Below are 21904 nucleotides of genomic sequence, written 5' to 3'. Positions count from 1 at the left end.
ACCGCACGTTGCCCGCAAGGCAGAGCCGGGTCAGTTCATCATCCTGCGTGTCAGCGCAGAAGGCGAGCGTATTCCGCTCACGATCGCAGATTTTGACCGCGAAAAGGGTTCCGTCACGATCATTTTCCAGGAGGTCGGCGCAACGACGATGGCGCTCGGCGCGCTGAACGAGGGCGACTGCCTGCATGATTTTGTCGGTCCGCTCGGCAAGGAGAGCGAGCTCGAGGGTCTCAAGAAGGTCGCTGTTGTCGGCGGCGGTCTGGGCTGCGCGATCGCATATCCGCAGGCCAAGAAGCTGCACGAAATGGGCGCTGAGGTTGACCTGATCGCCGGTTTCCGCAGCAAAGACATCATCATCCTCGAGGAAGAGATGAAGAACGCCTGCACCAACCTGCACATCGTGACCGATGACGGCTCGAACGGCCGCAAGGCTCTGGTTACGCAGGTGCTCAAGGAGCTGATTGACGCGGGCAACCAGTACGATGCCGTAATCGCCATCGGCCCGATGATCATGATGAAGTTTGTCTGCGAGACCACCCGTCCGTACGGCATTAAGACCATCGTTTCCATGAATACCATCATGGTTGACGGTACCGGCATGTGCGGCGGCTGCCGTCTTACCGTTGGCGGCGAGACCAAGTTCGCGTGCGTAGACGGCCCGGATTTCGACGGTCACCTCGTTGATTTTGACAGTGCAATGCGCCGCGGTGCCATGTACAAGGCACAGGAGCGCGCGGCGGTAGAGCGCCGCGAGGAGCATTGCAATCTGTTCAAGAAGGAGGTCAAGTAACATGCCGAATATGAATCCGAACAAGTGCCCGATGCCCGAGCAGGCGCCGGACGTCCGCAATAAGAACTTTGAAGAGGTAACGCTCGGCTACACCGCCGAAATGGCGGTCGAGGAAGCACAGCGCTGCCTGAACTGCAAGAACAAGCCCTGCATGACCGGCTGCCCGGTACAGGTCAAGATTCCGGAGTTCATCTCTCTGGTTGCAGAGGGCAAGTTCCTCGAAGCCGCCGCGAAGATCAAGGAAACCTCCGCACTGCCGGCTGTCTGCGGCCGTGTATGCCCGCAGGAGAGCCAGTGCGAGTGCCACTGCGTACGCGGCATCAAGGGCGAGGCTGTAGCAATCGGCCGTCTGGAGCGCTTTGTAGCCGACTATGCGCGCGAAAACAGCACCGAAAAGGCAGTAAAGCCGGAGTCCAACGGTCACAAGGTTGCCATCGTTGGTGCAGGCCCGGCCGGTCTGACCTGTGCAGGCGATCTGGCTCGTATGGGTTACGAAGTTACCGTTTTCGAGGCACTGCACACCGCCGGCGGCGTACTCATGTACGGCATTCCGGAGTTCCGTCTGCCGAAGGCTATCGTGCAGAAGGAGATCGACACGCTGAAGGACCTCGGTGTTGAGTTTGTTCTGAACTTCGTTGTAGGTCGTTCTGAGACCATTGACGAGCTGTTCGGTGACGGTTACGAGGCAATTTTTGTTGGCTCCGGTGCCGGTCTGCCGACCTTTATCGGCGTTCCGGGCGAGAACGCAAACGGCGTTTACTCCGCAAACGAGTACCTGACCCGCATCAATCTGATGAAGGCGTACAAGGAGAACTCTGACACCCCGATCTACCACGCCAAGAAGGTCGCTGTTGTCGGCGGCGGCAACGTAGCAATGGATGCTGCCCGCTGTGCAAAGCGCATGGGCGCGGAAGAGGTCTACATCGTATACCGCCGTTCTGAGAAGGAGCTTCCGGCTCGTCTCGAGGAGATTCACCACGCGAAGGAAGAGGGCGTTGTATTCAAGTTCCTGACCGCGCCGCTCGAGGTGCTGTCTGACGAGAACTTCAACGTCACCGGCCTCAAGTGCCAGCAGATGGAGCTGGGCGAGCCTGACGCATCCGGCCGCCGCCGTCCGATTCCGGTCGAGGGCAGCGAGTTTGTGCTCGACCTCGATTGTGTCATCGCGGCGATTGGCACCAGCCCGAACCCGCTGATCCGTCACACGACTCCGGGTCTGGATACCAACCGCAAGGGCTGCATTGTTGCTGATGACGAGCACGGCATCACCTCCAAGGACGGCGTATTCGCCGGCGGCGACGCTGTTACCGGTGCGGCTACCGTTATCCTCGCCATGGGCGCAGGCAAGCGCGCTGCGGCTGCGATGGACGAGTACATTAAGAATAAGAACAAGTAATTTTTGCTCTAATGTGGTGACGATGGTGCTGTTCTTCAATATCGGTCTGGCGCTGCTCTCCGGTTCCAACATGCATCTGGGAGCGTTTGCCGCTGTTATCGGTGTCGCAGCATCTATGGCATCTCTGACGCCGTCCGCGTGCGCGCCGGCACTGCTCATCTTCGGACCGGGGCATGTGACGGTCCGCGGTGTGCTCAAGGCGAACCTCGTGTTCCTTGTGCTGTCCCTTGCGGCCTGCCTTGTTGCGGCCTATCCGCTCGCCTCTGCGGTGTTTGGATAAGAAAAGCATTTGCGCAGATAAAATCCCCCTTGATGCCGGCCCGGTATCAGGGGGATTGTCTGTTTTTGTTCGTTCGGACGGGGATACCAATGAATGGTTCTGATAACAGCAGATTTTATGCAAAACACAGCGCTCAGCGCGCCGAAAAATGTATGGGTCTAAATTTACATCTTCGGGCGCCATCGCCGCACCCATGTTGGCCGCGTCCTTGACGCCCATTTCGACCATTTTGCCGAACAGGACATGCGTCACGCGCACATCGCACGGCTCCGCGCCGTTCGGCACCGGCTCACTGCCGAGAATAGCCGCGCCTGCCGCAGTAGTCGTCCATTGTGCGGTTGGCGTGCGCTGCCCGCCGTAGGCCAGCGGAAAACGGTACTGCCGCTCTGCCGAGCAGAAATGCGAGGATGCTGCCGCAAGCAGGCGGTCTGCCGCGCCGCTCTCGACCAGACAGCCGCCGAGCGCAAGACCCTGTGCCATCGTCGAGCATGCACCGTACTGCCCGAGATAGGGCACATTCGCGTGCATGGACGCTAAAAACGAGCCGATGCACTGGTTGAGCAGGTCGCCTGCAAGGATCAGGTCGAGCGAACGCTCGGGCAGGGTGGCTTTGCGCAGCGCAAGCCGGATGGCGGTCTTTTGCAGCTCACTCTCCGCCAGCTCCCACGAGCGCTGTCCCATCCGGTCATTCTTCGCCACATAGTCAAACCGCTCACCGAGCGGGCCTTCGCCCTCTTTTTTGCCGACTGCCGCCGCGTGTCCGAGCAGATACGGCCGGTTTTCGAGCGCAAGCGTGCGCTTGCCGATGCGCTTTATCATACCGAACCGCCTCCTGTCAAAAATAGAATGAGACCGTAGATGACGCTTGCCGAAATGCCGTACACCAGCACCGGTCCCGCGATAACGAACAGCTTTGCGCCCAGACCGAGGATAAGCCCCTCGCTTTTGAACTCCATCGCCGGAGAAACAATGGCATTTGCAAAGCCGGTGATCGGCACAATCGTGCCTGCTCCCGCATATTTTGCAAGCTTTTCGTACAAATGCAGACAGGTGAGCAGGGCACCGAGAAACACCATCGTGATGGCGGTCGCGGCGGCTGTGTCCTCGGTATCCAGTCCGCGGGAGAGCCACAGCTGCCGCACCCCCTCGCCGGTCGTACAGATCGCACCGCCGATAAGAAACGCCAGCAGGCAGTCGCGCCACAGCGGCGAATTCGGACTTTTGCGTTCGAGCAGCTGTTGATAGGTTTGTTTATCCAGTTTCATGCAAGGTTCCCCTTTCTGTACGCGTAGTTTGCCCAGCCGTTCCGGGATTATCCATCTGACCCTGTAAAATAAATGCGAACTGACCATTTTCGACAGACCATATTCGCGGTATGATAAATAAAACATATCAGATTAGGGGGATTTTTGATGGAATCCAAGAAGAAAGCGTTTTCGCTGTACGACATCGTGATGATCGGTCTGATGGCGGCAGTAGTATTCGTTGTTACCATGTTCCTGTCCATCCGCATTCCGACGCCGACAGGCACCACCATGATCAAGCTCGCAAACGCGTTCGTGCTGCTGTGCGGCCTGCTGCTCGGACCGGTTCGCGGCGGTCTTGCAGCCGGTATCGGCTCGATGATCTTCGACCTGATGACGCCGGAGTACGCACCGGAGGCGTGGATCACCTTTCTGCGTTTCTTCCTGATGGCGTGGCTGTGCGGCGTGATCGCTTACGCTGGTGCCGCTGCCGCAAAGAAGTTTGCGCGCAACCTCGTGGCGTGCCTTGCAGGTGCGGTGTTCTCGTCGCTGCTGTACATGCTCAAGGGCATTATTGAGCTGATGATCGGCGGCAGTGCTCTGGTTCCGGCTTTTGTGGCCAATATTCCGAAGCTGATGACCTCGCCTCCGAATATCATTATCGCGGTAGTTGTTGCAATGGCGCTTCTGCCGGCGCTGCAGAAGGCGATGCATTCGACCTCGTTCGGCCGCCATATGGCAGAAAAGTAAAGGCATTGTCGCACAATTAGAACTGCGGCGCGTCAGTACGCAAAATTTACTCGCAAATCGCTCTTGCCTAATGGTGTGGTATTACCTGCAAATCCGTTTGAGGACGCGCTCACTGATTACCGGTGGGCGCGTTTCTCATGCTTTGCAGAAAGTCGGATTTCGTGGTATACTGTAGTCATCTAAAGAAAAGCACAGCGAGGAGGAAAACAGTATGGCGGATTTTGTATCGCATCATCTATTTGGCAGGCAGGCGCTGACGGTGTTTCCCGCACCGGCGCAGCGGGCAGCGGCGTGCCGTCCGGCATGCTTTTTCTGGGGCTGTCAGGGACCGGACCCGCTGTTTTACCGGAAAATCCTGCTCGGCAGTCCGCTGCACAAGCTGGGCAACCGCATGCACTCGGAGAAAACGGACGAGCTGTTTGCGGCGCTCTCGCGTGCGGTGCGCGACCTGAGCGGCGACGCGCAGGAGATCGCAGCGGCCTATTTCTACGGCTTCGTGTGCCATTATGCGCTCGACAGTGAGATTCATCCCTACGTTTACTGCCGGCAGGTGCAGTTCTGCACCGAAAATCCGAAGCTGTCCGCGTCGGCGGTGCACAGCCGTATTGAAAGCGACATTGACTATCTGCTCTATGAACGCGCATGCCACCGTCCCATCACCGAGTTCGATCCGGAGGAACGCTATCAGCTGTCACCAGTCGAGCAGGCGGTGCTGTCGGTTGTGCTGCACGCGGTGCTCAAAACCGTGTACGGAGCCGATGTTTCCACGCATGAGTTGCGCCGTTCGTTCGCGGAAATGACTTCATGGGAGAGTTTTCTCTATTCGGAGAGCCGCGCCGTCTATCGCGGAGCGAAAAAGGCGGAAGCCCTGCTCGGTCGGGGCGCCCTGCTCACCGGTCACATGAAGCTCGAGCGTCCGATGTGGGATGCGCTCAATCTGGCTCATCAGCCGTGGCATAACCTGTGGAAACCGGACGAAATCCGCACGGATTCCGTACTGGAACTGTTCGGCCTGGCGCGTATTCGTGCCGCCGCTCTTGCCGGACAGTACGCCGCGCAGTTTGACGCAGGCTGGCTGATGCACTATCACTTTGATGAGCCGTTCGACAGCGGCAACCCGAAAAAATGATAATGAAAAATGAAATGTGAGTGCATTTTTCATTTGTCGTTGCGATTGCAAGGGAAAAAGACTGTAAAAGACAAAAGGCGCCTAAAAAGGCGCCTTTTGTGAGGCTGTCGAAAAACTATCGTTTTCCGAGCAGCCTCTCGCTCGAAACCACGTTTTCGAGCGAATACTGAAGAAAAACCGCGCCCTAACGGGCACATTTTTTCTTCCCTTGTATAAAAAGTCAGGTACACGCCCCGACTTTTTATGAATTTGCTTCGCAAATTCTATTTTATGCGTGCTGCCGTACGAAGCGTAAAAATTAAAATAATACTTTTTTGACAAACTGAAAAGAGGTCTGCATTGCAGACCTCTTTTGTTGTATGGTTTTCTATTAGGTACGCTGTTCCAATCCACACCGAATCCTTCGCCAAACCACGCACGACAGGATGATGGTGATATAATCCGTGATGGATTGTCCGTAAATAACGCCATTCAGACCTGCAATGACATTCAGCAGATACAGCAGGGGAATGAGCAGCAGACCCTGCCGCAGCACGGACAGCACGGTAGCAGGAAGGGCGCGTCCGACCGACTGCATGCAGTTCATATTGACGAACAGAAAGCCGATGAACGGGCCGGACAGCATGTAGGAAATCAGCATCTGCACGCCGTATGTAATAACGCCGCTGTCGTCCACGAACAGGCCGATGATCGGCTTGCGCAGGAAGAAATAGAGCGCGGTTGCCGCCAATCCGACAACAAAGCAGCACAGCTTGGTAAAACGCTCGGTATCGGCAAAACGCTTGATATCACCCGCACCGTAGCTGTAACCGAAAATCGGCTGTACACCGTTTGCAAGGCCCATTTGCAGGAAGGTGATGAACATATTCGCTTTGAACACGATGCCGATCGCCGCAACCGGCGCGTTGCCGTAGGCGACCAGAATCAGGTTGAGTACAATGGTTGAAACACACATCAGCGCGGAGAAAATGGCGGTCGGGAAGCCGGCAGAGCACACGCGCACGGCAATGTGCGTGCCGCAGAGCGCGTCCTTCGGCGCAAGCGAAAACCGCCGCGACTTTTTGAGAAAATACCACAGGTAGTACAGCGCCGCAAGCATATTGCCGATGGTGGTTGCAATGGCTGCGCCTGCCGCGCCCTGTTCCAGACCGGAGACGAAAACCGGGTCGAGTACGATGTTCGCAATTGTGCCGATCATGCTGCCGATCATGGCCTCCTTGCTCGCGCCTTCCGCACGCACAACGAAGCTGGCTGCCGCCGACCAGATGACGAACGGTGCGCCGAACGCGATGTAAACCGTGTAGCCGCGGGCAAACTCAAATGTGCTTGCATCCGCGCCGAACAGGTGCAGGATGGGCGCGGTGAAGCACAGCAGTACGGCGGCAAACGCTGCGCCGATGACCAAGCTCGCCCATGAGATGAACGAGGAGGTTTTCTTCACGCTTTGGTGATTGTTCTCGCCGAGCGCGACCGAGATGATCGCACTGCCGCCCATGCCGAACATGTTGGCGAACGCCATCAGCAAGATGAAGATCGGGTTGGTCAGGCTGACGGCGGCTACCTGCAGGGCATCGCCGGTCTGTCCGACGAAAAAGGTGTCCGCCATGTTGTACACCACGGTGACAAGGCTGCTGATGACGCTTGGAATCGCCATTGCGGCTACTGCACGAGGTATCGGCGCTTTGCCGAGAAGAGTATCATTATCCAAATTGTTCACGTTCCTTGCTTTGGAAATTTAACGATTGTTTCCATCGAAGCGGCAGGGCAGCCCGCCCTGCGGTAAGGGTTAATCGGTTTTTTCAAAATTTGAAAGCATTTTCAGCCCGATCCGCATGAATGTGTCCCGCTCCTCGGGCGAGATGCCGCGGAGCAGCATGGCTTCGGTCTCCGTAATCTCCTGCAGGCAGGCGGGACGGAAGGCTTCGGCTTTTGCGGTGCAGACAATGCACTTGCGCCGTGCGTCCGCAGGATCGGGTTCGCGGCGGATGAGATCGGCGGCCTGCAGGGCCTGCAGCATTTCGGTTGCGGTGGAAGGCCGTAGGCCAAATTCCTGCTCGACGTCGCGCTGTACGAGCGGGTGTTTTTGACTTTCTATCAAAATATAGTTGAGAATCTGACCTTTGGTGCCGCTGATATGAATGCGCTTTTGCGTTTCCGCTGATCGGCGGCGCAGGCAGTTGGATAGCTTGTTGATAAGCCGCCCGGTATCCATGAAATCACCTCGTTTAATTACTTCGTTTCCTAAGTAATATTGTAGTCGGTGATTGCGGAATGTCAAGAGGGAATTTTACTGCTTGTCCGGGGATATGGGAGCCGTCCGGACGGCTCCTTTTTCCTGCATCGGATGACTGGGGAACACGAACTGCCGTAGGCGGGTTCGCTCTGACGGGCAGGCAGGACTCCGCTTGCTTCGTAAGCCACAAATCACCATTTCAGCAGAAACTTTCCTATTGACAGCCTGTCGCAGAGTTTTATACAATAAAACAAAACAACGAAACGAGGTGCCTGCTATGCACATCCACCATTTAGCGCTCCGCGTGCGCGATTTCGAAAAATCGCTGCATTTTTACCAGACGCTCATCGAACTCAAGATCCACACGCAGTTCTCCGCGAACGGCGGCAGCATTGCCTACCTGCAGAACGCCTCCGGCGAAACCCAGCTGGAGCTGATCGGCATGCCGGAGGGCGAGACCGTCAAGGCGTCCGGTATGTTCCTCTGCTTCGGTACGGAGGATATCGCCAGCGCACATGAGCGTGCCGTCCTGCATGGCATGAATCCGTCCGATATCCGTCAGCCGGAGCCGGACGCGCGCTATTTCTACGTTTACGATCCGGACGGTCTGTCAGTGCAGGTGCGTGAATACCGCTAAAACAGATTTTTAAGCGTCGGACGCTGCACCTCCGGCAAATGTCTCAGTTGAGCGAGCAGCTCAGCACGGTCGAGCGCCAATTCGTCCGTCAAGCCGTTTTGCTGCGCGGCAAGCACGCGGTCAAACAGCCGGTCAGCCTGATCAATCTCGCTGTGCAGCAGCAGAGCGCCGAGCAGGGTCTGTGCTGCGTCCCATGTCTCCCGCGCTTCGTTCAGGCGGTCGTTCTCTACGTCGAGGGCGACCGCCTGTGCCGTGTTATCCACGGCTTTTACGCTCCACACACTGCCGAGAATGAGCACGGCACACAGCACGGCAGCCGTCAGCAATCGCTTCATGCGCGGCCCTCCTTTTTCTGCAGGAACGTGTTGCCGCAGTCGTCAAGCGTCATCAGGAACACGTCCTCGACCGCGATACTCTGGTTTTTCAGCCGCCGCTCGATATCTGCAGGGGAGAGGTGCAGCAGCTCGAGCGAGCGCGGAACCACCTTGCCGTCCGACACGACTACAAGCGGCAGACCGGTATCCTTGGGCGTAATGCCGAGCATTTCCGCCGTGACCGGCTGCTGCGGCTGCTTGAGGATAACCGTCAGCGTGCCGTCCGGCTCGATGACGCCGTATTTCACATCGGACACGGCTGCAACGTTCTGTTTGCGGAGTGTCTCTATCACCTCGTCGGTCGTCAGCCGCATTTGCCGCAGCTTGTCAATATCGAGCTGTCCCTTGCGGATGATGATGGCCGGCTGACCGTTCAGCAGCCGCCGGAATCTGCGGCTTTTGAGTGCGGCGAAGCTGAGGAAAATCTCGAGCACCACGAGCGTAGCGATCGGCACCAGACCGGAGAGCAGAGGAATCCCTAAATCCTGCATGGGCACAGCCGCCAGATCGGATACCAGAATGGTAACGACCAGCTCGGACGGGTCCAGTTCGCCGATCTGCCGTTTGCCCATCAGCCGCACGGCGCAGATGACCGCGCAGTATAAAATCAGCGTGCGCAGCAGCGGCACTGCCATACGCCCGCACCTCCTTTGCTTATGAAAATCGCACAGTTTACCGGAGTAAAAACTGTATATGTTTGGCATTGTGTAGTATGGCGAAAAAACAAAGAAATATGCACGACAGTTTTCGCATATTTGCAGTCGGAAAGACGTTGACATTCTGAGAAAACGCCTTTATAATATAAACTACATTCAAAAAGATACAGGCTGCGAACGGAAAAGTAGCGTCCCGAACCCATGATAGAGAGCTGTCGGCTGGTGTAAGACAGTGGGAAACGGAAAGTGCGAAAGTCCTCCGGGAGCCGGATTGCTGAAATGAAATGAAACAGGGTTCAGTGTAAGTTATCCCGCATGATCTGCGTTAAACGATCGGGTGAGTGGTCATGCCGCCGAATAGGGCAGTGTGGCAAAAAGAGTGGTACCGCAGAGTTTTTGGTCTTTGTCTCTTTGTGAGACAAGGGCTTTTTTATTTATACGGTATCTTGCGGCAATCGTTATCCGGCTGCTGCATAAGTATGTATGTTATGTTGAAATGAGAGAAAGGAGGCGGATTCGCAATGGTAAAGAACGGCGCAGAGATTCTGATCGACGCACTTGTAGAGCAGGGAGTTGATACCATTTTCGGTTATCCCGGCGGTGCGGTTTTGAACATCTATGACGCACTTTACAAAAACAGCGACCGCATTCGACATATCCTGACCGCGCACGAACAGGGCGCGGCACACGCAGCGGACGGCTACGCCCGTGTGACCGGCAAGGTAGGTGTCTGCCTGGCAACGAGCGGACCGGGTGCGACCAACCTCGTAACCGGTATTGCTACCGCGTATATGGATTCCATCCCGATGGTTGCCATTACCGGCAACGTCGGCACCAGCCTCATCGGCCGCGACTCCTTTCAGGAGGTTTACATTGCCGGTATCACCATGCCAATCACCAAGCACAATTTCGTTGTCCGTGATGTTGACGAACTCGCTGACACCGTGCGCGATGCGTTCCGCATTGCTGCTTCCGGACGTCCGGGTCCGGTGCTGATCGACATCCCGAAGGATATTACCTCGGCACAGTGCGAGTTTATCCCGAAGGGCAAGGTCGAGATCAACGAGACCTACGAGATTTCGGACGAGGAGCTGCAGACCGTAGCGGATATGATTGCCGCCTCCGAGCGTCCGATGATCTATTACGGCGGCGGTGTTGAAACCTCTGACGCAGGCGACATGCTGCTGCAGCTGCAGCGCAAGGCGGATATTCCGTCGGCGCACACCATGATGGCCATCGGCTGCATCCCGGATACCGAGCCGCTCAGCCTCGGCATGATCGGCATGCACGGTACGGTTTCTGCCGCATGGGCGGTTGAGCGCTGTGACCTGCTGGTCTGCATCGGCGCCCGCTTCTCCGACCGCGTTGCGACCAACACCAAGCGTTTTGCACCGTCGGCGAAGGTTATCCACGTTGACATTGACAACGCAGAGATCAATAAGAACATCGGCGTTGACTATGCCATTGTTTCCGATGCGGAGACCTTCCTCGAAAAGGTTATGCCGTATATCAAGGAGGCAAAGCACGACGCATGGCGCGCGCAGATTACCGAATGGCAGACAAAGCTCGACTATGTGCCGAAGGACGATGAGAGCGTTATCCATCCGCACCAGCTGCTCCGCACGGTTGCGGAGGAGACCCCGGAGGATACCATCATCGCAACCGACGTTGGTCAGCACCAGCTTTGGAGCGCGCAGTACAACGGCCGCAAGCACGTTCGTCAGTTCCTGACGTCCGGCGGTCTGGGTACGATGGGCTTCGGCTACGGCGCGGCTCTCGGCGCACAGGTGGCCTTCCCGGACAGAACGGTTGTCCACATCACGGGCGACGGCTCGTTCCACATGAACCTTAACGAGATCTGCACCGCGGTTTCCTATAACCTGCCGGTGATCACGATCATTATGAATAACCGCGTGCTCGGCAACGTGCGTCAGTGGCAGACCATGTTCTATGGCGGTCGCTACTCGCAGACCGACCCGCACCGCAAGACAGATTACGTCAAGCTGGCCGACGCCTTCGGCGCACGCGGCTTCCGTGTTTCCAATATCGCCGAGCTGCGCGACGCGCTGCGGGAAGCGATGAAGCGAACCGGTCCTGTGCTGATCGATGCACAGATCGACAAGGACGAGCGCGTCCTGCCGATGATTCCGGCAGGCGGCACGGTTGACGATCTTGTAACGGAATAAGGAAGGAGAAATCATGGAAAAGTATATCCTTTCTGTCACCGTACAGAACAACGCCGGTGTTCTGGCACGCGTATCCAGCCTGTTTGGCCGCCGCGGCTACAACATCGACTCGCTGACCGTTTCGGCCACGACTGATCCGAAGGTTTCCTGCATGTCTATCATCGTGCAGGGCGACCATATGGTGCTTGAGCAGATCATGAAGCAGCTGGCAAAGCTGGAAGAGGTCATGCACGTTGTACACCTCGAAGAAGACAGCTCGTGCTGCAGCGAGCTGGTATTCGTCAAGCTGCATACGCCGGACGTGAGCGTCCGAAACGATATCCGGCAGTTGTGCGACCTGTACGGCGCACGGGTCGTAGAAACACAGGAGAGCGAGATCATCATCGAGCTGTCCGAAGTGCCGAGCCGCATCGATGCCTTCCTCGACGTTATCTCGAACTTTAAGATTCTCGAGATGAGCCGTTCGGGCGTTACGGCAATCGAAAAATAATCTTGGTTAATTAGGAGTTAGAAATTGGGAATGAAAAGCGCTGCCGCGCCGGAGAAATGTTTCATAACCGGGGAGGAAGCCCCTTGCAATCACTGATTACTGACTGCTGATTCATATAATTGACTCTTTATAAATTTTTAGGAGGAAATAAAAATGGTAAAGATGTTTTATGACGCAGACTGCAACCTGTCTCTGCTCGACGGCAAGACCGTTGCAATCATCGGCTTTGGTTCCCAGGGTCATGCTCACGCAATGAACCTGAAGGATTCCGGTGTACATGTTGTAGTTGGTCTGCGCCCGGGCTCCAAGCACGAGAAGAAGGCGAAGGACTACGGTCTGGAGGTTATGACTCCGGCTGAGGCAGCAGCAGCAGGCGACATCATCATGATGCTGACCCCGGATGAGAAGCAGGCTGACATCTACAAGGACGTTATCGCTCCGAACCTGAAGCCGGGCAACGTACTGGCTTTCGCGCACGGCTTCAACATCCACTTCAAGCAGATCGTTCCGCCGGCTGACGTTGACGTTATCATGGTTGCTCCGAAGGGCCCGGGTCACATCGTTCGTCGTGCATACGAGGAGGGTCAGGGTGTTCCGGATCTGGCTTGCGTATATCAGGACGCTTCCGGCAAGGCTATGGATATCGCTCTGGCATACGCTTGCGGTATCGGCGGCGGCCGTGCCGGCATCCTCGAGTCCACCTTCAAGACCGAGACCGAGACCGACCTGTTCGGTGAGCAGGCTGTCCTCTGCGGCGGCGTTTGCGAGCTGATGAAGGCTGGCTTTGAGACTCTGGTTGAGGCTGGCTACGCTCCGGAGAACGCTTACTTCGAGTGCGTTCACGAGATGAAGCTGATCGTTGACCTGATCAACGAGGGCGGCTTCGCTAAGATGCGTTACTCCATCTCCGACACCGCTGAGTACGGTGATTACCGCACCGGCAAGCGCATCATCACCGAGGAGACCCGCAAGGAGATGAAGAAGATCCTGCGCGAGATCCAGGACGGTACCTTTGCATCCGAGTGGATTCAGGAGAACCGTGCAGGCGGTCGTGCCAAGTTCCTCGCTACCCGTGCTCTGGAAGCAGACACCGAGCTTGAGGAGACCGGCAAGAAGCTGCGCGGCATGATGAGCTGGCTCAAAAAGTAAGTAAAGCTGCGCTTGTGCTTACTTTTTATAGGGGGCTTCATAAGCCCCCTATATACAAATCATGGTTCCGTAGAAACCATGATTTGATACCCGAATGACGCCGCCCACGGCGGCTGGGTCGGGGTGTAAAAACGCAGGTACACGCCCCGCGTTTTTACGGCGCACTTCGTACACCTGTTTTATGCCGCAGCCGTTCGGCTGCGGTTACGGAAAGGCAAAATTGGTGCAAAAGTGTAAATTTTACTACCCCGAACGGGCGGACGGACTATCCCGTCCGCCTGTTTTTTCTATCAGGCAGTCTGCTGGACTGCTTTCAAAGGAGGAATTCCCTGTGAGAAGAAGTGATAACATCACCGCAGGACCCGAGCGTATGCCGAACCGTTCGCTGCTGCGCGCCTGCGGTATGACCGACGAGGAGATCAGACAGCCGATCATCGGCGTGGTTTCGGCGTATTCCGAGATCATTCCGGGCCACATCAACCTCGATAAGATCGCGGATGCGGTTAAGGCAGGCGTTCGCATGGCAGGCGGTACGCCGGTGCTCGTTCCGGCCATCGGCGTATGCGACGGCATTGCCATGGGTCACATCGGCATGAAGTATTCGCTGGCAAGCCGTGAGCTGATCGCGGACAGCGTAGAGACGCTGGCACAGGCGCACCAGCTGGACGGTCTGGTGCTCATCCCGAACTGCGACAAGATCGTGCCCGGCATGCTGATGGCTGCCGCTCGTCTGAACATTCCGTCCATTCTGGTTTCCGGCGGTCCGATGCTGGCAGGCCATTTCGGCGGTGAGGAGGTATCTCTGTCCAAGACCTTCGAGGCGGTCGGCGCTTACAAGGCCGGCATGATGGACGAGGCAACGTTCTACGAGGCCGAGTGCAATTCCTGCCCGGGCTGCGGCTCGTGTGCAGGCATGTACACCGCAAACTCGATGAACTGCCTGTCCGAGGCCATCGGCATGGCGCTGCCGGGCAACGGCACGACCCCGGCGGTTTCGGCTGCCCGTATTCATCTGGCAAAGCACGCCGGCATGAAGATCATGGAGCTGATCGAGAAGGACATCAAGCCGCGCGACATCCTCACACCGGCAGCATTCCGCAACGCGCTGACCTGTGAGATGGCGATCGGCTGCTCGACCAACTCGGTTCTACACCTGCTGGCAATCGCAAATGAAGCAGGCGTTCCGCTGCAGCTTGAGACCCTGAACGAACTGTCTGGCAAGGTGCCGAACATCTGCCATCTGGCTCCGGCAGGCCCGCACCACATTGAGCAGCTTTACATGGCGGGCGGTGTTCCGGCCATCATGAAGGAGCTGACCAAGCGTGATTTCCTCGACCTGTCGCTCATCACCTGCACCGGCAAGACGGTCGGCGAGAACCTTGAGGGCGTTGTCAACAAGAACCCGGAGGTCGTTCGTCCGCTGGAGAATCCGTATTCCCAGACCGGCGGCATCGCCGTTCTCTGGGGCAACATCGCAAAGAACGGATGCGTTGTCAAGCGTTCGGCAGTTGCACCGGAAATGATGGTGCACGAAGGTCCGGCACGCGTGTTCGACTGTGAGGAGGACGCAATTTCCGCCATCTACAACGGCAAGATCGTGCCGGGTGACGTTGTTGTCATCCGCTACGAAGGCCCGAAGGGCGGTCCGGGCATGCGTGAGATGCTCAACCCGACCTCTGCGCTAGCCGGCATGAAGCTGGATACCACGGTTGCGCTCATCACCGACGGCCGTTTCTCCGGTGCGTCCCGCGGCGCATCCATCGGTCACGTTTCGCCGGAGGCTGCTTCCGGCGGCGAGATTGGTCTGGTGCAGGAAGGCGATATCATCTCCATCGATATTCCGAACAGCAAGGTAAATGTCAATGTTTCCGACGAGGAGCTGGAGGCACGCCGTGCCAAGTACGTTCCGCGTGAGCCGAATGTCAAGTCCGGCTGGCTGTACCGCTATTCGCGTCTGGTCACCTCTGCAGATCAGGGCGCTGTGGTTCGTTGATTTTTGCGTAATGAAAGAAGTCCGAAAATTTTTCGGACTTCTTTTAATTCTCCATTCCGCAATCGCAAAATTTCTGCTCCAAGCATAGACAGAACTGCACCGCAGTGCTATAATAAAGTAATTCTTGAAAAACGAAAAAGGGAGGTCATTTATTATGAAAAACCCTGAAAAGCTGCTTGATCTGCTGGCGCAGGACGCGCGTCTGACTCCGGCACAGCTGGCCGCGATGCTCGGTGAGACCGAGGAGGATGTGGCTGCTGCGATCAACGCGTATGAGAAGAATTCGACGATCCTCGGCTACAAGACCGTGGTCGATTGGGATAAAACATCCAAGGAGAGCGTAACCGCACTCATCGAGGTCAAGATCACCCCGCAGAAGGGTATGGGCTTTGATGAGATTGCCCGTCAGATCTATTCGCACCATCAGGTGGAGAGTGTGTATCTGATGAGCGGCGGCTTCGATCTGACTGTTATCATCAAGGGACGCACCATGCGCGAGGTTGCCCGCTTTGTCTCCGAGCAGTTGGCGCCGATGGAGAACGTGCTGTCCACCGGTACGCATTTCATCCTCAAAAAATACAAGGACAACAGTGTGGAATTCGATCCGGCAGACAGCGATAAGAGAGAGGTCATGGCATGGTGAACTACGAGCAGATTCTCTCTGCGCGTGTAAAAGAGGTACAGCCTTCCGGCATTCGCCGCTTTTTTGAACTGGCGGCTAAAATGCCGCACGCGATCTCGCTCGGTGTGGGCGAGCCGGATTTTGAAACGCCGTGGCAGATTCGCCGCGCCGGCATTCAGTCTCTGGAAAAAGGACAGACCTTCTATACCTCCAACTGGGGTCTTGCCGAGCTGCGCAATCAGATTGCCGCGCTCGTGCGCCGCAAGTATCGCCTGTGCTACGATGCGGACAAGGAGATCCTTGTGACGGTCGGCGGCTCTGAGGCGATCGACAACACCATCCGTGCGATTGTCAACGTGGGTGACGAGGTGCTCATTCCGGAGCCGAGTTTTGTATGCTACAAGCCGCTGACGCAGATGGCAGGCGGTGTTCCGGTGCCGCTGCCGACCCGCGCGGAGGACCAGTTCAAGCTGACGGCGGACAGTCTGCGCGCCGCTATTACGCCGCGCACCAAGCTGCTCATCCTGCCGTACCCGAACAACCCGACCGGCGCGATCATGACGCGCGATGAGCTGCAGGCGATTGCGACGGTCATCAAGGACACGAACATCATCGTGCTGTCGGATGAGATTTACAACAGCCTGACCTACGGCCCGGATCGCCACGTCTGCTTTGCGGAGCTGGACGGCATGAAGGAGCGCACCATTGTTGTGGACGGTTTCTCCAAGTCCTATGCGATGACCGGTTGGCGTCTCGGCTGGGCAATGGGCCCGAAGGAGCTGATGCGCCACATCTGCAAGATTCATCAGTTCGGTATTATGTCCGCGCCGACGACCGCGCAGTTCGCGGGCATTGAGGCTATCCGCACCGGCGAGGACGATATCGAGCGCATGCGCGAGCAGTATGACCTGCGCCGCCGCTACCTGCTCGGCGAGCTGCGGAGCATGGGCCTCGAGTGCTTTGAGCCGCAGGGCGCGTTCTATATGTTCCCGTCGATCGAGTCTACCGGCCTGTCGAGTGACGAATTCTGCGAGAGACTGCTGCACGAGCAGGAGGTCGCGGTCATTCCGGGCAGCGCCTTTGGTGAGAGCGGTGAGGGTCATGTGCGTATTTCGTATTCGTACTCGATGAACCATCTGCGCGAGGCTTGCCGCAGGATGCGTAAGTTTTTGCAGACTTTGCAGGCGGAAAAGTGAGATAAAATGAAAGCACCGCCCGAAATGGGCGGTGCTTAATCGTTATGCAGGATTTCATGCGCTTCACGAATAGAAATGTTATGCAGACGGGCGTATTCCTTTGTGGTTCTAATATAGCACAGTAGTGGGAAAAGGCAAACAAAAAGAACGCTCCATCGAGCGTTCTTTTTTCTTATGAGATTATGCCGCGATAGTTAAAATACACAATACTGCTTCATATAAGCATCCATCAGCGGCAGGAGATGTGCGTACTCCTCCTTATCTGCAAGATACTCACGGATATCCTGCACGGTAACGAGCGCGTGGACCTTGATGCCGAACTCCTCGCCGACCTCCATAACGGCGGTCTTGTCCGGGTTCTGGCCGACCTCACAGCGGTTTACCGAAATGAACATATCGGTAACCTTCACATCTGCGCAGCCCTTGAGCACCGGCATGGTCTCACGGATAGCGGTGCCTGCGGTGATTACGTCCTCGATGATGATAACGCGGTCGCCGTCCTGCGGCTTGTAGCCGACGATATTGCCGCCTTCGCCATGGTCCTTGGCCTCCTTGCGGTTGAAGAAGAACGGCTTGTCGATGCCGTAATTGCGGGCCAGCGCACCGGAAACCGAGGTAGCAAGCGGGATGCCCTTGTACGCCGGACCGAACATTGCGTCGAACTGATCGCCGACGGTCTCCTTGACCAGAGCGGCGTAAAACTCACCCAGACGGGAGTTCTGCAGGCCGGTCTTGTAGTTGCCGGTGTTGACGAAATACGGGGTCTTTCGACCGGATTTGGTTGTAAAATCGCCGAAGCGCAGTACGTCGGCACTCATCATAAATTCGATAAATTCCTTTTTAGCAGCAGTAAGCATGATCGTTCCACCTTTTTCTATCAATATACTTATCCTCAGTATACCAGAATTTTCGGCAGGGAACAACCCTTTCTGTCAAGCGGCGGTCAACAAATTGCACAAATACACAGGGGGATTAACGTGTTATGAACGGAAAACTGTCAAACTCCTGTTGCAGAAAGTGAAAAAAAGCGGTAAAATATAATAAGGCAACACCACACAATTAAAGCTGCGGCTCCTTGCGCAGGCTCCGGTCGCGCTGCCGCGGCTTCTTGCGCAGGCTCCGGTCGCGCTGCCGCGGCGCTTTACGAAAATTTTGTGCCCTGACTTCGTTGTGACTTCACGGTAATACACAAAGCATTACCGCAAAACCACGCCTCGCCGGTCCGCAAAAATTACTCGTAAATCGCTCTTGTTCAATTATGTGGTATTGCCTTAGGTATTCTATACCTTCAAGGACGATTCACGATCGTCAAAAACAAAAAGGTGGCTAACAACACAAATGGCATTTCACGGTTTTTCCGCAGAAGGCGTGGATCTTCTGCAACTGAATCGTCTGCAAAACAGCAAAGAATTTTACGATGCACACAAGGACGAGATCAAGCGGTTATCCATCCGGCCCTTTCACGAACTGATCGCGGAAATGACGCCGGAGATGGTCAAGATCGACCCGCAGTTCGTCACCGTGCCGTCCCGCATGGTATCCCGCGTGCGGCGTGATACCCGATATACCAAGGATAAAACGCTCTACCGGGCGAACATGTGGCTGTTCTTCCGCAGAGCACGACGGGAACGCGAATCCGTTCCTGCATACTACTTTGAACTGCACCCCGAATACTGGGCCTTCGGCTGCTGGGGCGCGTGGGGCAGAGGCGAAATGGAAGCGCTGCGCGAAATGATCCTCGCAGAAGACAGGCTGTTCCTTGACGCCTTTCGTGCGGTGAACAGCTGTCCGCAGGTGCACCTCGCGGGCGAGATGTACAAGCGTCCGAAATTCCCGGACGCAAAGCCGGAATATCAGGACTGGCTGAACCGCAAGGAGATCGGCGTGGACTACACGAATGGTGAGGATTTTACTCCGGTGCTGGACGGCACGTTTGTTCCGTTCATGCTGAAGACTATGCGGCAGCTTGCGCCGCTGTACAGACTGCTGCTCGCGGCGAAGGAACGCGCAGACGCGGCCGGACGGGAGGCGCTGCAATGAGATATCTTGCACTGGATTTCGAGACCGGAAACGCCTCGCCGCTGAGCGCGTGCGCACTCGGCGCAAGCGTGTTTGAGGATAATCAGCTGGTGGATGAGAAAATCTCGCTCATCCGTCCGCCGGAATGCGTGGGCAAGTTCCACTGGGGCAATGTTCGCGTCAACCACATCAAGGAGAAGATGGTCGCGGACGCACCGTCGTTCGCCGAGGTGTGGGAGCCGCTCGCCGACATCGCGGAGGGCAGCGTCATCGTGTGTCACAACGCTATGTTCGATACGAATGTGCTTTGCAGCTGTCTGGCGCATTACGGACTGAAAATGCCCGAATGCCGGTACTTATGCACGGTAAAGGTGTCCAAGCGGGTATGGCCTGAACTGGAAAATCATAAACTGGATACGGTATCCGCCGCGCTGCACATCGACCTGAACCACCACGAGGCCGGGTCGGATGCGCGGGCTGCGGGACTGATCCTGCAGGCGGCTCTGCGCAGGACGGGCAGCGCGGACGCCGACGCACTGGCAGAAAAAATCGGCATGCGGCTCGGCCGGATTTCCTCGATGGGGAAAACGCCGTGCAGCATCGCCGGGGACCCCAAACCCCGGGAGCACAGACGGACAGCACGTCCGCGCAATACGGTAAAACGAAAAGGAGAGAACAAGCTATGAAAAATTATCTGGACAGTATCGACCGCGATGCGCTGCGCAGCCGTGCCGAGCAGATGCTGCACACCGCAGGCGACGCCTGCGATCAGGCAGGACGCTTTATGAATACCACGACCGAAAAGATCCGCGGCTTCTCGCTCATCGAGTTCTTCATCTACGAGACCTGCCTGCTGTCGTTCGGTCTGTGGCTGGGCACCTGCTTCTCTAAATTCTTCAAAAAGTTCCGCGCGATCATCTTCGCAGCGTTTGCCGCAACGTGGCTGTACCTGCTGTGGCGCGTGTTCTTTGATGCGGATGAGGACTAAGCGTATTCAATCTTCGTTTTCATCCTCTGACAGCTGACAGGAAGGAGTTTATTGTTGGAAGATCCCAATCAGGAAAAAAAGTCCCGGTTTGACCTGCAGCCGCACTATATCGAGTGGGGGCTGACTGCGTTAGGCGTCATTGTAGCCTGCGTGCTGGTCGTGTTCGTGCTGTTTCGCATGACAACGATCTGGGGCATAGTCAAGAAGTTTTTCAGCATCCTCAGCCCGTTCATTTACGGCTTTGTGATGGCGTACCTGCTCATGCCGGTGTTCAACATGCTGTACCGCAATCTGCAGCCGCCGATGTCGCGTAAATTCAAAAACGGCACACGGCTTGCCAAAGGCTTGTGTAGCGCGCTGACGCTGGCCTTCGGTCTGGCGGTTGTAGGCGTGCTGCTGTGGATGGTGCTGCCGCAGCTGGTTACGAGTATCACCTCGCTGGTGGATTCGATGGACCTGTATATGAACGAGATATCCGGCTGGGTGGCGTCGCTGCTGCACAACAACCCGGAAATTGAGCACAGCTTCATGCGCCTGTACGATCAGTTCTCCGCACAGATAATGAACTGGGCGCAGAATGACCTGCTGCCGCAGCTCGGCAGCATGATGAGCGGCGTTGTTACGACCGTAAACGTGCTGATGAATCTGCTGATCGGTGTCATTATCGCGCTGTACATTCTCAACAGCAAGGACACCTTCTGTGCACAGGCGAAAAAGATGACGTACAGCTTTTTCGCGGTTGAAAAGGCGAATGCCATCATGGCGCGTGTGGCGCATATCCACCGCGTGTTCGGCGGCTTCATCACCGGCAAGCTGATGGACTCGTCGATCATCGGCGTGCTGTGCTTTATCGGTATGCGTCTTATGATCTCGTTCGGCTGGATGACCATGCCGACGTCGTACGCGCTCCTGATTGCGGTTATCATCGGCGTGACCAATATCATCCCGTTTTTCGGGCCGTTCATCGGTGCAATTCCGAGCACCATTCTAATCATGGTCATCAGTCCGGTGCAGGCGCTGTATTTCGTCATTTTTGTGCTGCTGCTGCAGCAGTTTGACGGTAATATCCTCGGACCGAAAATCCTCGGCAACGCCACCGGACTGTCGAGCTTCTGGGTCATGTTCGCCATTCTGCTGTTCGGCGGCGTGATGGGCTTCGCGGGCATGGTGATCGGCGTGCCGCTGTTTGCCGTGCTGTACAGCGTGTTGACCGAGAAGATCAATCATCTGCTGAAAAAGCGCGGCCTGTCCGTGGATACGAACGACTATCGCGGGTCTAAGCGCATCGACCCGGAGACACATGCGTTCGTTGAAGCGCAGGAGACAACGCCTCCGGTGAGCGCAAAAGAGCGCCGCCGTGCGGCAAATGCTGCACAGCAGAAAAATCAGGAAAACAAAAACCGGTAATATGCACAAAGAGGGACACTGCGAGGCAGCAGTGTTCCTCTTTTGCGTTCTGGTGCAGAACGGCAGAGTGTCGCTTGTGAAGCGAACGGAACTGCGCTGACGCCGCGCGGGCGCACAAGAGGGTAGACACCTACGGTTTCCACCCTCTTGTGAATCACCCCTTTCCCTTGGAGAGTCTGGCGCAGATTGCCGACATGTGACCGCTGCGAAATAGGGGAACGGCAGAGGATTTTTTCTCTGCTGCGGACGAACTACCTTCGGAGTCCGTCCTCTTGAGCAACCTGTTCGCAGGGTCAGATACCGTTCTGCTACACAGGTCGGCTACTTCCAGCAGGCGCGGCATGACAGTGCCGCGCAACATTTTT

22 protein-coding genes and 1 other annotated feature are annotated in these 21904 nt (G+C 56.5%); of the genes, 15 read left to right on the top strand and 7 right to left on the bottom strand.

Annotated elements, in window-relative coordinates:
• Together ACWVX6_RS09615 and gltA are read left to right on the top strand one after the other, a co-directional pair.
• A partial coding sequence (locus tag ACWVX6_RS09615) for a sulfide/dihydroorotate dehydrogenase-like FAD/NAD-binding protein (RefSeq protein WP_455153014.1) occupies positions 1–790 on the top strand: 790 nt, incomplete at its 5' end.
• Position 791: 1 nt separating this feature from the next.
• A complete protein-coding gene (gltA, locus tag ACWVX6_RS09610) occupies positions 792–2186 on the top strand; it encodes an NADPH-dependent glutamate synthase (protein ID WP_455153013.1) in 1395 nt (464 codons plus the stop codon).
• On the opposite strand, the gene ACWVX6_RS09605 is transcribed toward gltA, so the two are convergent.
• Complete coding sequence (locus ACWVX6_RS09605; protein ID WP_455153012.1) at positions 2167–3285, bottom strand: hypothetical protein; 1119 nt, start codon at positions 3283–3285, stop codon at positions 2167–2169. The two genes, gltA and ACWVX6_RS09605, sit on opposite strands and share 20 nt — an antisense overlap.
• On the bottom strand, positions 3282–3731 hold the full coding sequence (gene spoVAC / locus ACWVX6_RS09600) for a stage V sporulation protein AC (RefSeq protein ID WP_118648922.1): 450 nt from the start codon (positions 3729–3731) through the stop codon (positions 3282–3284). The genes ACWVX6_RS09605 and spoVAC overlap by 4 nt, the downstream gene beginning before the upstream one ends.
• 147 nt (positions 3732–3878) lie before the next feature.
• Here spoVAC and ACWVX6_RS09595 point away from each other — a divergent pair, with 147 nt between their 5' ends.
• Positions 3879–4460, top strand: a complete 582-nt coding sequence (locus tag ACWVX6_RS09595) for an ECF transporter S component (RefSeq protein WP_418371270.1) — start codon at positions 3879–3881, stop codon at positions 4458–4460.
• 211 nt (positions 4461–4671) lie between these two features.
• Complete coding sequence (locus ACWVX6_RS09590) at positions 4672–5589, top strand: zinc dependent phospholipase C family protein (protein ID WP_455153011.1); 918 nt, start codon at positions 4672–4674, stop codon at positions 5587–5589.
• A 370-nt stretch (positions 5590–5959) separates the two neighbouring features.
• Here the strand turns inward: ACWVX6_RS09590 and ACWVX6_RS09585 are convergent, their stop codons facing one another.
• The gene (locus ACWVX6_RS09585) at positions 5960–7297 is read right to left on the bottom strand and encodes an MATE family efflux transporter (RefSeq protein ID WP_243105672.1); all 1338 of its coding nucleotides are present in this window, start codon (positions 7295–7297) and stop codon (positions 5960–5962) included.
• 78 nt (positions 7298–7375) lie between these two features.
• Positions 7376–7801, bottom strand: coding sequence for a MarR family winged helix-turn-helix transcriptional regulator (locus tag ACWVX6_RS09580; RefSeq protein ID WP_118760482.1), 426 nt, complete (start codon positions 7799–7801; stop codon positions 7376–7378).
• A gap of 298 nt (positions 7802–8099) precedes the next feature.
• On the opposite strand from ACWVX6_RS09580, the gene ACWVX6_RS09575 reads away from it, so the two are divergent.
• Entirely contained in the window at positions 8100–8459 is a 360-nt protein-coding gene (locus ACWVX6_RS09575) for a VOC family protein (RefSeq protein WP_455153010.1), read from the top strand.
• Here the strand turns inward: ACWVX6_RS09575 and ACWVX6_RS09570 are convergent.
• Positions 8456–8794, bottom strand: coding sequence for a DUF4363 family protein (locus ACWVX6_RS09570; protein WP_118760483.1), 339 nt, complete (start codon positions 8792–8794; stop codon positions 8456–8458). The two genes, ACWVX6_RS09575 and ACWVX6_RS09570, sit on opposite strands and share 4 nt — an antisense overlap.
• Positions 8791–9468, bottom strand: coding sequence for a DUF421 domain-containing protein (locus ACWVX6_RS09565; RefSeq protein ID WP_158574711.1), 678 nt, complete (start codon positions 9466–9468; stop codon positions 8791–8793). The genes ACWVX6_RS09570 and ACWVX6_RS09565 overlap by 4 nt, the downstream gene beginning before the upstream one ends.
• Before the next feature lie 185 nt (positions 9469–9653).
• Positions 9654–9903, top strand: a binding site (T-box leader).
• A gap of 107 nt (positions 9904–10010) precedes the next feature.
• On the opposite strand from ACWVX6_RS09565, the gene ilvB reads away from it, so the two are divergent.
• The 6 genes from ilvB (at position 10011) to ACWVX6_RS09535 (ending at position 17125) form a co-directional block, all read left to right on the top strand.
• Complete coding sequence (gene ilvB, locus ACWVX6_RS09560; RefSeq protein ID WP_455153009.1) at positions 10011–11675, top strand: biosynthetic-type acetolactate synthase large subunit; 1665 nt, start codon at positions 10011–10013, stop codon at positions 11673–11675.
• Between the two features lie 13 nt (positions 11676–11688).
• Positions 11689–12165 carry an acetolactate synthase small subunit gene (ilvN, locus tag ACWVX6_RS09555; RefSeq protein ID WP_118760486.1) on the top strand — a complete coding sequence of 159 codons (477 nt, stop codon included), beginning with the start codon at positions 11689–11691 and terminating at the stop codon, positions 12163–12165.
• 153 nt (positions 12166–12318) lie between these two features.
• Positions 12319–13314, top strand: coding sequence for a ketol-acid reductoisomerase (gene ilvC / locus ACWVX6_RS09550; RefSeq protein ID WP_118361496.1), 996 nt, complete (start codon positions 12319–12321; stop codon positions 13312–13314).
• A gap of 331 nt (positions 13315–13645) precedes the next feature.
• The gene (gene ilvD, locus ACWVX6_RS09545; protein WP_270417434.1) at positions 13646–15307 is read left to right on the top strand and encodes a dihydroxy-acid dehydratase; all 1662 of its coding nucleotides are present in this window, start codon (positions 13646–13648) and stop codon (positions 15305–15307) included.
• A 154-nt stretch (positions 15308–15461) separates the two neighbouring features.
• On the top strand, positions 15462–15950 hold the full coding sequence (locus ACWVX6_RS09540; protein WP_118361494.1) for an Lrp/AsnC family transcriptional regulator: 489 nt from the start codon (positions 15462–15464) through the stop codon (positions 15948–15950).
• Positions 15944–17125, top strand: a complete 1182-nt coding sequence (locus ACWVX6_RS09535) for a pyridoxal phosphate-dependent aminotransferase (RefSeq protein ID WP_116705107.1) — start codon at positions 15944–15946, stop codon at positions 17123–17125. The genes ACWVX6_RS09540 and ACWVX6_RS09535 overlap by 7 nt, the downstream gene beginning before the upstream one ends.
• A gap of 194 nt (positions 17126–17319) precedes the next feature.
• Here ACWVX6_RS09535 and pyrE read toward each other — a convergent pair whose 3' ends face one another.
• Positions 17320–17982 (bottom strand): orotate phosphoribosyltransferase, encoded by a 663-nt coding sequence (gene pyrE, locus ACWVX6_RS09530; protein ID WP_118285268.1) that lies wholly within the window; start codon positions 17980–17982, stop codon positions 17320–17322.
• 481 nt (positions 17983–18463) lie between these two features.
• Here pyrE and ACWVX6_RS09525 point away from each other — a divergent pair, with 481 nt between their 5' ends.
• Genes ACWVX6_RS09525 through ACWVX6_RS09510 form a run of 4 tightly spaced genes read left to right on the top strand, consistent with a single transcriptional unit; the run spans position 18464 to position 21539 of the window.
• On the top strand, positions 18464–19165 hold the full coding sequence (locus tag ACWVX6_RS09525) for a DUF2461 domain-containing protein (protein ID WP_110437066.1): 702 nt from the start codon (positions 18464–18466) through the stop codon (positions 19163–19165).
• Entirely contained in the window at positions 19162–19830 is a 669-nt protein-coding gene (locus ACWVX6_RS09520; protein ID WP_118361488.1) for a 3'-5' exonuclease, read from the top strand. Before ACWVX6_RS09525 ends, ACWVX6_RS09520 begins: the two co-directional genes overlap by 4 nt.
• On the top strand, positions 19827–20132 hold the full coding sequence (locus tag ACWVX6_RS09515) for a hypothetical protein (protein WP_455153008.1): 306 nt from the start codon (positions 19827–19829) through the stop codon (positions 20130–20132). The genes ACWVX6_RS09520 and ACWVX6_RS09515 overlap by 4 nt, the downstream gene beginning before the upstream one ends.
• A 54-nt stretch (positions 20133–20186) precedes the next feature.
• The gene (locus ACWVX6_RS09510) at positions 20187–21539 is read left to right on the top strand and encodes an AI-2E family transporter (RefSeq protein ID WP_455153007.1); all 1353 of its coding nucleotides are present in this window, start codon (positions 20187–20189) and stop codon (positions 21537–21539) included.
• Positions 21540–21904 lie beyond the last annotated feature (365 nt).

This window comes from Butyricicoccus sp. (assembly GCF_977037065.1).
The sequence above is the reverse complement of the archived record's forward strand: the minus strand, read 5'-3'. Positions and strand labels throughout refer to the sequence as shown.

Coding starts and splice junctions, on each gene's coding strand:
- gltA (WP_455153013.1), top strand. CDS start 792: ATGCCGAATATGAATCCGAACAAGTGCCCGATGCCCGAGCAGGCGCCG.
- pyrE (WP_118285268.1), bottom strand. CDS start 17,982: ATGCTTACTGCTGCTAAAAAGGAATTTATCGAATTTATGATGAGTGCC.
- ACWVX6_RS09570 (WP_118760483.1), bottom strand. CDS start 8,794: ATGAAGCGATTGCTGACGGCTGCCGTGCTGTGTGCCGTGCTCATTCTC.
- ACWVX6_RS09540 (WP_118361494.1), top strand. CDS start 15,462: ATGAAAAACCCTGAAAAGCTGCTTGATCTGCTGGCGCAGGACGCGCGT.
- ilvC (WP_118361496.1), top strand. CDS start 12,319: ATGGTAAAGATGTTTTATGACGCAGACTGCAACCTGTCTCTGCTCGAC.
- ACWVX6_RS09575 (WP_455153010.1), top strand. CDS start 8,100: ATGCACATCCACCATTTAGCGCTCCGCGTGCGCGATTTCGAAAAATCG.
- ACWVX6_RS09565 (WP_158574711.1), bottom strand. CDS start 9,468: ATGGCAGTGCCGCTGCTGCGCACGCTGATTTTATACTGCGCGGTCATC.
- ACWVX6_RS09605 (WP_455153012.1), bottom strand. CDS start 3,285: ATGATAAAGCGCATCGGCAAGCGCACGCTTGCGCTCGAAAACCGGCCG.
- ACWVX6_RS09535 (WP_116705107.1), top strand. CDS start 15,944: ATGGTGAACTACGAGCAGATTCTCTCTGCGCGTGTAAAAGAGGTACAG.
- ACWVX6_RS09520 (WP_118361488.1), top strand. CDS start 19,162: ATGAGATATCTTGCACTGGATTTCGAGACCGGAAACGCCTCGCCGCTG.
- ilvB (WP_455153009.1), top strand. CDS start 10,011: ATGGTAAAGAACGGCGCAGAGATTCTGATCGACGCACTTGTAGAGCAG.
- ilvN (WP_118760486.1), top strand. CDS start 11,689: ATGGAAAAGTATATCCTTTCTGTCACCGTACAGAACAACGCCGGTGTT.
- ACWVX6_RS09525 (WP_110437066.1), top strand. CDS start 18,464: ATGGCATTTCACGGTTTTTCCGCAGAAGGCGTGGATCTTCTGCAACTG.
- ACWVX6_RS09515 (WP_455153008.1), top strand. CDS start 19,827: ATGAAAAATTATCTGGACAGTATCGACCGCGATGCGCTGCGCAGCCGT.
- ACWVX6_RS09590 (WP_455153011.1), top strand. CDS start 4,672: ATGGCGGATTTTGTATCGCATCATCTATTTGGCAGGCAGGCGCTGACG.
- ACWVX6_RS09595 (WP_418371270.1), top strand. CDS start 3,879: ATGGAATCCAAGAAGAAAGCGTTTTCGCTGTACGACATCGTGATGATC.
- ACWVX6_RS09580 (WP_118760482.1), bottom strand. CDS start 7,801: ATGGATACCGGGCGGCTTATCAACAAGCTATCCAACTGCCTGCGCCGC.
- spoVAC (WP_118648922.1), bottom strand. CDS start 3,731: ATGAAACTGGATAAACAAACCTATCAACAGCTGCTCGAACGCAAAAGT.